The sequence below is a fragment of the Nostoc sp. CCY0012 genome, assembly GCF_963920855.1.
Lineage (GTDB): Bacteria > Cyanobacteriota > Cyanobacteriia > Cyanobacteriales > Nostocaceae > Cyanocohniella.
This window is the reverse complement of sequence record NZ_CAWUDM010000151.1, coordinates 1-11,005: the sequence shown is the minus strand read 5'-3', so window position 1 is coordinate 11,005 and position 11,005 is coordinate 1. Positions and strand designations below refer to the sequence as shown.

9 protein-coding genes are annotated in these 11,005 nt (G+C 42.0%); 5 read left to right on the top strand and 4 right to left on the bottom strand.

The genetic code is table 11. From position 1 onward, the window contains the following. Positions 1-2,149, top strand: a 2,149-nt coding sequence (locus ACM0OS_RS26480) for a peptidase domain-containing ABC transporter (protein ID WP_414546159.1), incomplete at its 5' end; no start/stop codon positions are given. Positions 2,150-2,250: 101 nt separating this feature from the next. Here the strand turns inward: ACM0OS_RS26480 and ACM0OS_RS26475 are convergent. After that, a complete protein-coding gene (locus ACM0OS_RS26475; protein WP_414546160.1) occupies positions 2,251-2,667 on the bottom strand; it encodes a VOC family protein in 417 nt (138 codons plus the stop codon). 408 nt (positions 2,668-3,075) lie between these two features. On the opposite strand from ACM0OS_RS26475, the gene ACM0OS_RS26470 reads away from it, so the two are divergent. Next, a complete protein-coding gene (locus tag ACM0OS_RS26470; RefSeq protein ID WP_414546158.1) occupies positions 3,076-4,587 on the top strand; it encodes a S8 family peptidase in 1,512 nt (503 codons plus the stop codon). Positions 4,588-4,729: 142 nt separating this feature from the next. Here the strand turns inward: ACM0OS_RS26470 and ACM0OS_RS26465 are convergent, their stop codons facing one another. Further along, positions 4,730-6,226, bottom strand: coding sequence for an HlyD family efflux transporter periplasmic adaptor subunit (locus ACM0OS_RS26465; protein ID WP_414546157.1), 1,497 nt, complete (start codon positions 6,224-6,226; stop codon positions 4,730-4,732). Between the two features lie 238 nt (positions 6,227-6,464). Further along, the gene (locus ACM0OS_RS26460) at positions 6,465-7,340 is read right to left on the bottom strand and encodes an SDR family oxidoreductase (RefSeq protein ID WP_414546156.1); all 876 of its coding nucleotides are present in this window, start codon (positions 7,338-7,340) and stop codon (positions 6,465-6,467) included. A gap of 217 nt (positions 7,341-7,557) precedes the next feature. On the opposite strand from ACM0OS_RS26460, the gene ACM0OS_RS26455 reads away from it, so the two are divergent. Next, entirely contained in the window at positions 7,558-7,848 is a 291-nt protein-coding gene (locus ACM0OS_RS26455) for a nucleotidyltransferase family protein (protein WP_414546155.1), read from the top strand. A gap of 118 nt (positions 7,849-7,966) precedes the next feature. Then, positions 7,967-8,332 (top strand): ArsR/SmtB family transcription factor, encoded by a 366-nt coding sequence (locus tag ACM0OS_RS26450; RefSeq protein WP_414546154.1) that lies wholly within the window; start codon positions 7,967-7,969, stop codon positions 8,330-8,332. A gap of 276 nt (positions 8,333-8,608) precedes the next feature. Here the strand turns inward: ACM0OS_RS26450 and petC are convergent, their stop codons facing one another. After that, positions 8,609-9,142 carry a cytochrome b6-f complex iron-sulfur subunit gene (petC, locus tag ACM0OS_RS26445; RefSeq protein ID WP_414546153.1) on the bottom strand — a complete coding sequence of 178 codons (534 nt, stop codon included), beginning with the start codon at positions 9,140-9,142 and terminating at the stop codon, positions 8,609-8,611. Between the two features lie 527 nt (positions 9,143-9,669). Between petC and psbA the strand changes: the two genes are divergently transcribed. After that, the gene (psbA, locus tag ACM0OS_RS26440) at positions 9,670-10,752 is read left to right on the top strand and encodes a photosystem II q(b) protein (RefSeq protein WP_414546152.1); all 1,083 of its coding nucleotides are present in this window, start codon (positions 9,670-9,672) and stop codon (positions 10,750-10,752) included. Positions 10,753-11,005 lie beyond the last annotated feature (253 nt).

The following is an 11,005-nucleotide window of genomic DNA, read 5'->3' as shown; positions in this document are numbered from 1 at the left end:
CCACCACCCCATTCCCCCATCTTCCACCCATCCCTTTGTTGCTAGCTGGAACACAGCCGCTGCTTGTTTAACAATGGTGTCCCAGCATTTAGATCACCCTGTGAAATTGGAATGGGTACAACGTCAATTAAGAGGACAAAACCCCAAAAATCTTGTGGAAGCAGGAGAAAAGTTAGGGTTGGTGTTGCGACGACTGCAAGTTAGTTGGGGTGAGTTACGGCAATTATCATTTCCAGCATTACTACAATGGCATTCGGATGATTCACCAGTAACTTCTTGGGTGGTGGTTTACGGAGTCAAAGGGTCTAACTTAATTATTGCTAATCCCCTCAACCAAGACCATACTTGTGAAAGCTTACCTCAATCAGTAGTTGAAGCAGCTTGGAATGGCAGTTTATGGCAAGCAGAACTGGTATCCAAGCAAGAAAAATTTAACCTTGGTTGGTTTACGCCGGCAGTTTGGAAGTATCGGGGATTGCTGGGAGAAGTCTTACTAGCATCTTTTACGTTGCAGCTTCTGGGATTGGGAACACCATTAATTACCCAAGTCGTGATTGACAAAGTGATGGTGCAGCAGAGTTTGCCGACTCTCGATGTCATGGCGATCGCACTGTTGTTGATAGCCTTATTTGAGTCAATATTGGGCATCCTGCGATTATTTATCTTTACCCATACAGCCCGCCGCTTGGATTTAAGTTTATCGGCACAGTTGTTTCGCCATTTAATGCGTCTACCCTTAGCTTATTTTGAGTCAAGACGTGTGGGAGACACAGTAGCCAGAGTCCAAGAACTCGAACAAATCCGCCAGTTTCTTACAGGTACAGCATTAACTGTAATTTTAGACAGTATTTTTGCTGTGGTGTACCTGGTATTGATGTTTTACTACAACATCCCGCTGACATTTGTAGCTTTGGCAGTATTGCCGTTATTCGCGGCTTTAACCATTATTTCCACGCCCATTCTGCGTAATTGGCTTAATGAAACCTTTAACCGTAATGCCGATAGCCAATCGTTTTTAGTAGAAACCATTACAGGCATTCACTCAGTTAAGGCTCATGCAGCCGAACCAGTAGCCCGCGATCGTTGGGAAGGGTTATTTGCTCGTTTTATTCGTACAAGTTTTAAAGCTTCTACTACTTCTAACATTAGTAGTAATATCGGTAACTTTCTTACCAACTTTTCTTCATTACTAATTCTCTGGTTTGGTGCCAAATTAGTCATTGATCAAAATCTTACCATCGGTCAATTAGTTGCCTTTCAAATGTTATCGGGAAGAGTCACCGGGCCACTATTGCGCCTAGTGCAGTTATGGCAAAATCTGCAACAAGTTCTGTTATCTGTAGACCGCATTGGTGATATTCTCAACATTGCCCCAGAAGCTGAATTAGGCACAGGTTTAGTTTTACCACCACTCAAAGGTCAAGTCACATTCGAGCAAATCTTTTTCCGCTATCAACCTAACGTTGAACCTGTTCTTAAAGGTATCTCTTTTAATGTAGAACCGGGGCAATTTGTGGGCATTGTTGGACGTAGTGGTTCTGGTAAAAGTACCCTTTCTAAAGTATTACAACGCCTCTATCAAATTGAATCAGGACGTATTCTCATAGATGGTTTTGATATTAAGAGTGCCGATTTAGCTTCACTCAGACAACAAATAAGTGTCGTTCTCCAAGAAGACTTTTTATTCAACGGTTCCGTCTTGGAAAATATCACTCTTGGGAATCCCGACATTAGTGCAGAGCAAGTAGTAGAAGCTGCAAGATTAGCTGTAGCCCATGACTTTATTAGTCAATTGCCCTATGGTTATGAAACCAATGTTGGTGAAAGAGGAACAGCTTTATCTGGTGGACAACGACAACGCATTGCCCTAGCTAGGTTATTCCTTTCCCCAGCGCCGATTTTGGTTTTGGATGAAGCTACCAGTGCTTTAGATAGTGAAACTGAACAGCAGGTATTGCAAAATTTACAAAAAATTTCTGCTAACCGTACTGTTTTCTTAATTGCTCACCGCTTTGCGCCCCTCAAACGCGCTGATTTAATTTTAGTATTGGAACAAGGTGTCATCGCTGAACGCGGTACTCATGCAGAGTTGTTACAACAAAAAGGTTTGTATTGGTCACTATATCAACGGCAGCAAGCAAATATCTAAGTTGCTGTCCGTCATTTGTCTGGTTTCCTTGGTAGGGGAACAGGCTCGAAAGTCTCTGATTATCATGGTTTTGTCAGCACCAGTGTCAGTGTGTGGAGTAGTCAAGGAGCCTGTTCCACTGTCAATCCTATTTCCTGTCCATAAGATAGTTCCAGGGTGTGTCCATCTGGATCTCGCAATAAAGCCCAATAGCCAATGGGGTATCCAGAATCTTTTTGTTCTTGCAGCAAGACACCTTCTGCTTGTGCTTTTTCACAAAGAGCATCCATGTATTCACGACTTTTACAACCAACACCAAGATGTGCAAAGGGGGAGAGAATGGGTTGCACCGAGTCTGTTTCAATGAGAACAATCACAAAAGGACGAGTGCAATCGCCAAGCCACACCACAGCTATACCTGTTTCTGCATCAATGCGACGATGAATTACCTGCATTTCGGCATACTTGGAATAAAACTTAATACTTCGATCAACATTTGCAACAGGGAGCGCGATGTGAGTCAGCCCAATATCAGTCATCGCCACCTATACCTCGCATAATATGAACACTCTTGCTGTGGATGATAGTTCTTTATCAGCACTTATGCAACGGGTTTTTAGCAGTCTAAAATATTTATTGTACTGATAGTTTTTACATATAGAAATCTGATTTTTTAATAAAAAAACTAACATAAAATACCCTGGTGTATATAAATTATCAGGTTAAACTTGCCTGATAAGTAGGGCGCTTTTTGGTTAACAATTCTCAAAATATTTATAAATAATACGTTTTATATAATGATGTTTTGTCAAAAAAGTTGCACTTTATGATTTGATTCCATAGTAATTTTTTGTAAAGGGCGTAAAGTCACTTTTTAAAACCTTGGAGAGGAGGTTTTAACAGTTTGTGCTGCCAAAAAAATACGCTGATTTGAGGAGTCAAGACTTATGCCCATTGATGATATTAGGAATAGTTCTCTCACTCATAAAGCACTAGATTTTCCCGCTATTTCCTCAGTAGATACTTTTTCAACTCAGAATGAGTATAGCTTGAGTTTTAGTGGTCGTAGTAGCTTTCACCCAGACAATAATATCACGGCAACTTCTGCTCGGACTGCTAACTATAATTCGACTACTGGTTATGGCTTGATTAATGCTGCCGCAGCCGTGGCTAGAGCTGCTGGGCAGAGTACTTTTGCAGATGTTCCTTCTCTTGGGGGCAATAATTGGGGTGCAGACTTAGTGAAAGCGCCAGCAGCCTGGGCGCAGGGATATACAGGTAAGGGTGTTGTGATTGCAGTTTTGGATACGGGGGTTGACTATAACCACGCAGACTTGAAAAATAATATCTGGACTAACCCCGGCGAAATTCCTGGTAATGGCATAGATGATGATGGTAATGGCTATATAGATGATGTCCAGGGCTGGAATTTTATTAACTCAAGCAATAATGTTTTAGACGGAAACGGTCATGGTACCCACGTAGCTGGTACCATCGCTGGGGAGAATAACGGCTCTGGGATAACTGGTATTGCCTATGATGCTCAGATTATGCCCGTTAAAGTCCTAGATGATGTTGGCTCAGGCAGCTATAATGCTGTCGCTGATGGCATTTACTATGCTGTGAATAATGGAGCTAATGTGATTAACCTCAGTCTGGGGGGTCTTTTTCCTAATAGCATTCTGGAAACAGCAATTCAATATGCTAGTAATCAAGGTGCAATGGTCGTTATGGCAGCAGGTAATAATGGTTACCCATTCCCTGGATATCCTGCAAACTATGCCAATAATTGGGGACTGGCGGTAGGAGCAGTAGATCAAAACAATAATATGGCTAACTTCTCTAACCGAGCAGGGATGAATTCGCCATATTATGTAACAGCGCCAGGAGTTAACGTTTACTCTTCAATTCCCGGCAATAAGTATGCTATTTACAGTGGTACATCTATGGCCACTCCTCACGTTGCAGGTGTAGTTGCCTTAATGCTGAGTGCTAATCCTAACTTGACGAATGCGGAAATCCGGCAAATCATCATCGAGACAGCAGGAAATAGTACACCAGTCGCTACTTCCAGCTTGACTGCTAGCACTATCAATATTAGCTCTGTAGTTACTCAGGCGATTGCAGAAATGGTAAATAAGAGTACATCAACCTCTAGCACAAGCTTTGAATTGGCAGTAATACCTGTAATTGACAGCAATGTAGTCACTTCTAATTTCTCATCAGAAAGCACAAGCTTACCCACAAATCAGGGAATACTCAGCTTTCGACAAGCGCCGCTAACGCAATTCTGGGACTACGATAGTCCTCTAAGTAGTAACACGACGAGCAACATTATTGCTTTTGATGATGATAAAAATGAACCCGAAGCTCCTCCAGATTTTACAGATCTCGAACAAATCCTCGGTCAATTTCAGAAGCAAATAGATGAGATGATGAGATTTTTTCCTGGCTTCTAATTTGATATAGCAGGTAAAAAGTAATAGACTGAAAAATCTCTGCGAGTCCAATTTTTATGCACAGTGAGTCCTCAGCTATATGGGAACTGCCATATATTGAGAAAGCCAGAGTACATCTGACTTTCTTCATCGCTGTCAAAAATTACCTAACTGAAAATGCCTCACTAAATCTCCGAGTCACAGGCTCGACAATGAAAGTCAAAACTGACTTTTGACGAGTGACAATTTCACCACTAGCTGTCATTCCTGGAGTAAAGACAACTTCTTGACCCCGTACATTGATTGAGTGTTGACTTAGCTTAATTCTGGTGGGGAAAACTAAACCCAATTCTCTATCGACAGTGGCATTAGGACTAACTTGCACAACTTCACCATCAACAGTGCCAAATTCCTGAAAGGGAAAAGTTGCCATTTTTACCTTTGCCCTCATACCCTGACGAATAAACCCGATATCGCGGTTAAGGACTTTCACTTCTAGTAATATATCTTCCCCTGCTGGCAAAATTGAGAGTAATTCTTCACCAGCTTGTACTGGGCCCTTAGTGGCTTTAATTTTATAGATTGTCCCTGCGACTGGGGACTTGATAGTTTCCCCGGCTTGCTGTTTTCTTGCTTGTTCTAGCTGACCATTAATATTAGTGAGTTCTTCTTGGCGCCTATTGATCTGGGTCAAAATTTCACTTTGACGTTCAGATACCAAACGCTGTGCTTGTTTGCTAACTCCTTGATAAGCTTGTTCAGCTTGGCGAATTTCTTGAGTTTGGGCAGCAATATCTCTTTCTAAGGATGCTACTCTGTCTTGAGCTTCTGTTAAGCGATTTTGAGCATTGATCACCTCATCTTTGGCCCTGGTGATGTCTGTATTGGCACGATTTAATCTTTCTTGGGCTTCTAGGTAATCCATTCTGGGTAATGCACCAGGAGCAACGAGGGTACGGAGACTTTCTTCTCTTTGTTGAGCGATCGCCACACTGCTTTCAACTTTAGTCACAATACTTTCTGCATTGACTATATTAGCTTGGGCGCTAACAACACTACGTTGAGCATTGACCAAATTTTCTTGTAACCGTTTTTGCCGCTCTTTTGCTTGATTAATAATTGCTAATTGGCGATTTGCTTCTGCTTCCGCCACAGCTTGACGTGCTTGATAATCTGAAAGGCGCGATGCTAAAAGTTCATCTTGTAGTGTTGTTCCAGCATCCGTTGTGCCGATGCGTTCTGCCTCTAAACGTTGTAAATCTTCTTGAATCAACTTTGCCGATTGAGCAAGGCGGGTAACGTCAGTTTGTCTCAAGTCTGTATCACGTTGAATTAGCACTTGGTCTTGAGCCACATAATCGCCTTCTTCGACCTTCACATCCAAAATCGCGCCACCACTGAGGGCTGTTACCGGTCGCACTTGTGTAGAAGCGATTAATTCCCCAGGTGCGATCGCTACTTCATCTATTTTAGAGAAATTCGCCCAGGCGATCGCCCCAAATATAATTAAGGTGATTGTTCCCGCTAAAACTCTAGTATATAGCGGCGGTAATTCCTGTACAGCCTTACCTACTTCATAAGACAGTTGATCTTCTGGTCTGGCAAATCGCTGTTTTGTCTGACGTGCTTGAGCCGCATTGGCAACTAGGGAATTTTTCATAGAATTTTAGATTATTGGGGTCTAGGGATTAGGGACTAGGGACTAGGGGCTAAGGGCTAGGGACTAGAAATTCTTCTAACCTCTAGCCTCTAACCGCTAGTACAGCACGGCGTAAATAGGCATACCATTTGAAATCGTCAAACAGCCTGTTTGATAAGCCTTTTGATTTTTGACCCTTCGACTAAGCTCAGGGTAAACTTTTGACTTTTGACTTCCGCGAAGCGGACTAGCCTCTAATTCAAACTGCAAGGTATCGGCGCAAAAAACTTTCCAAGGTTTCCAATTGAAAATTAAAAATCTTCTCTAAGTTGGCTATTTCCTCTTTTCTACAGAAAAATTCATTAGACAATAATGTGCGATAGGTTCCTAAAGCTTTTTGTCCTTGGGGGTTAAATAAACCAAAGACAGTTCGTAACCCATCAACAACTAACAGTGGTGCGTTAATTATTACTGGTTCTTTGTTGAAAATCCCACTAAAAATTTGGGGAATATCCTCACGCAATAAAATTTCCGGCCCTCCGACTGGTAATATCTGATTGCGCGCGCCTTCTACTGTCACTGAGTCCACCACTATTTTGGCTAAATCATCTGTACTTACAATTGAAGTACGGTTTTTGGGGTCGCCAATGAGCAGATACAAACCGGTTTCACGAAACCGTTCTGCTAAAGGCAGTAGGTTAGATGCTAATCCAGATGGGCGTAAAATAGTGTAATTTAAGCCACTAGCTACTAAATATTGTTCTACTGCTCGTTTGGCTTTGAATGCGGGAGCATCTTCATAGCCCCGATCAGCTCCTAATACAGAAATAAAAACAAAGTGCTTGACTCCATTAGCTTTTGCTTGATCAATAAGTTGAATGTTGGCGCGGTAATCCAAGGATAAGGTATCACCGTCAGAACCGTGGACACTAATAATATACTCGACACCCCGACAAGCTTTTTCAATATCCTTTTCTTGCCGCAAATCACCGATGAAAATTTCAGAACCTCGGTGTTCTAACTCGCTGTAACGCGATGTGAGGCGGACAAAGGCTCGCACCGATTTTTCTTGTAGGCGTAGGAGTCGCACGACTCTGCGACCAATTCCTCCTGTTGCTCCAGTTACCAGAAACATAAGGATTATGGGTTAAATATTCACTCTAGTACTTTAACCAGTTAACGGAATAATAAGCGAGTTGCGATCGCGTTCACGAAGCGTGTGCCTTGCACTCAGAGCCACCTAGGAATCGCCACAATTTTCATGGCTAACAGCGATCGCGCGGTCGCTGCCATCATAAAAGAGAAAGTCATGGCAGAATGACAGTATCCTGATCAAAACTAAAGAGCGACTTATGCAGCGTGACCAAATCTTGGCAATTCTAAAGCAACATCAGACTGTTTTAAAAAAGTTGGGTGTGAAATCTTTAGCATTGTTTGGTTATGTCGCACGCGATGAAGCAACACCTGTTAGTGATGTGGATATTTTGGTTGAGTTTGAACCTCCCGTCACGTTTGATCGCTATATGGATGTGAAATTTTATCTAGAGGATCAATTTGGAACAAAGGTAGATCTAGTCACTAAGAAATCACTCAAGCCTCAAATTCGCGCATTAGTAGAACAAGAGGCGATTCATGTCGCGTGATTTTCGACTTTATTAAAAAGCCAAGAAGATATTTCAACTTGACCGTTACTCGTCGAAAGCATAACTGCATAAAACATAACTATATAGTAATATAAAATAGCTAATAAATTGAATCCTTATGTCAAAGACCCATTCTCCACAAAATACTTCAGAAGTCTTTGCTCCCGTTGCCGAGTATTTCAAGGTACTCTCTGAAACCAGTCGCTTACAGATTTTGAGTTGTCTGAGAACCGGGCCAATGAACGTTACCGAAATGGGTGAAGCTACAGGGTTAGGACAAGCGAATCTCTCAAAACATTTAAAAATATTGACTCAAGCCGGCTTGGTGTCCCGTGAACAGAAGGGAGTTAGCGTCTACTATGCTATCAGCGATCCTGTGATTTTTGAATTATGTGAATTAGTTTGCGATCGCATTGGCAATCAAATACAAAAACGGGCTAAAGAATTTGAACATATTAAAGCCTTTAGCACCCTCTCAAAATAACTATTTCCTCAGCTAGCCATTGTCTAGACATTTTTTGGGAAATTCTCCTCCCAACGACGCGCACCATTTGCACGACGGATGTCTTGCCAAAATAGTTACGCTTAGGGTGTAGCTTCTCATAGAGAAAAGAGCGAAGCGATCGCAAATGTAGCTCTCAATAAACAGATTTTTCTCTATGTGACTCTGTGCTTACTTCACTACTTAGTGCATTTAAAAAACATAATCTCGATGTTTACGGATTTATAGCAGATTGCAACCCGCTATCAAATCAAACTACTAAACCCACCAGGGTTGTTGCCCAGTGCGGGGATCAATTTCCGTCCAGGGAGAAATTCGGATATACTCCCCTTCCAAGTTAACACTAACAAGCTTGAGGGGAAGAGGTGCTGGCCCGCGTACTACCCTCCCATCAGGATCATAGCGAGAACCGTGACAAGGGCATTGAAATTGATTGTCATTGGGATTCCAAGGAAAGGTACAACCCAAATGGGTGCAGTTATCGACAATTCCCCAAGGGTGCAGGGTGTCATCTGACTGTATTGTTAGGTAAGTAGGTTCTGCTCCTAAACCCGCGACTAAGGCACGAGTACCAGGGGCTTCAGCCAAAATCTGGCTAGAAAGAATGAGATTTCCGTTAATATCTCTAGCGAGGATAGAACCATCTTCACCCACTTCTGTGGGGGCAACAAAGAATTTAGCCGCAGGATACAGTAAGCTGCCGGCTGTAGTGGCGACAACTGCACCTGTGAGAAAATTTAGCAATTGTCGCCTCGACATTGAAGGACTTTCTATAGGAAAACTCTCCGTCATGATTTTATACCTCTTAGTTTCAGCATAGGTATTGAGTGCCTTGGTTAATGTTTTGATTCAGTAAATATTCTTTACTATTCTATTGTATTACTATTTAGTAATACAATTAATTGGTTGATTAAGTTTTTCTAAAAGATGACTCTGTTCCTGCTTTCGTTTTCCCGCAGGAGGTATAAGTATGTTCCTGCTCTAAGCAATAATCACCTTTGGTAAAGCAGGCTGAACAGGGTCAACAAGAGGAAAAAGGGCAGGGAGCAGTGGGGAGGAATAGTCGTATTGAATCCAGAAATTGGGATCATTTATTTTTTGCAGTTCCCTAAAATGAATTCTCACCTTTTCAGCAGTCATTAAAGTGAAAGCCTAGCCTAGCCTCGATTACACCCCGCTTATCACCGCTCAATCTCACTATCTATAAAAATAAGTCAAAAATAATATGAGAATATGCTTGACAGCTATATAACTATATTGTTATATAAAGTATAAGGTTAACTTGCCTTGAACAACGATTAACCTCGGAATTAAAAATTATGACTATTTCTCTGCAACAACGCCAAAGTAACAATATTTGGGAGAAATTCTGCAATTGGATTACCAGTACTGATAACCGTATGTATATTGGTTGGTTTGGTGTACTGATGATTCCCACACTATTAACAGCAACCATAAGTTTCATCATCGCTTTTATTGCCGCACCACCTGTAGATATAGATGGTATTCGGGAACCTGTCGCTGGTGCTTTACTCTATGGTAATAACATCATTACTGCTGCGGTTGTACCTAGTTCCAATGCTATTGGTCTGCACTTTTACCCCATTTGGGAAGCGGCTAACTTAGATGAGTGGTTATATAATGGCGGTCCTTACCAGGTAATTATTTTTCACTTCCTGATTGGTATTTTCTGCTACATGGGTCGGCAGTGGGAATTATCTTACCGCTTAGGGATGCGTCCTTGGATTTCTATCGCCTACAGCGCACCTGTTGCTGCTGCCACTGCGGTACTATTAATCTATTCTGTGGGTCAAGGTTCCTTCTCTGACGGTTTGCCTTTAGGGATTAGTGGTACTTTCAACTTCATGTTTGTACTGCAAGCAGAACACAACGTTCTCATGCACCCATTACACATGTTAGGAGTAGCTGGTGTCTTTGGTGGTGCTTTATTCGCTGCCATGCACGGTTCTTTAGTCACTTCGTCTTTAGTGCGGGAAACCTCTGAAATTGAATCCCAAAACTACGGTTACAAATTCGGTCAAGAAGAAGAAACCTACAATATTGTTGCGGCTCACGGTTATTTCGGCAGATTGATCTTTCAATACGCATCTTTTAATAATAGTCGTGCTTTACACTTCTTCTTAGGTGCTTGGCCAGTAATTGGTATCTGGTGTGCTGCCTTAGCTGTATCTTCTTTCGCCTTTAATCTCAATGGTTTAAACTTTAATAACTCTGTTCTTGATGCTCAAGGTCGTGTAATTAATACTTGGGCTGATGTTTTAAACCGCGCTAACTTGGGAATGGAAACAATGCACGAACGCAACGTTCACAACTTCCCTTTAGATTTAGCTGCTGGAGATATTCAACCTGTAGCTTTAGTTGCTCCTGCTATTCATGGTTAATTGATTTTGAATTCAGTTCCTTCTAACTCCTCAAAAACAATGTAAGCAACCCAAGTTAAAAGGATTCGGGTTGCTTTTTTATGAAAACGGCGTTGCTGTCAGGGAAGAATCATTGTTTGGCGACGGGTTACACCCCACTAGATGCGATCGCGCGGAGCGCAGTGCCGGAGGCAATCGCGCTGATCAGTGTAACTGCATTCCTAGTAGTCTGTCAAAAATTAATTGACGGATAAAGGCGCTTCAGTTTAATCCG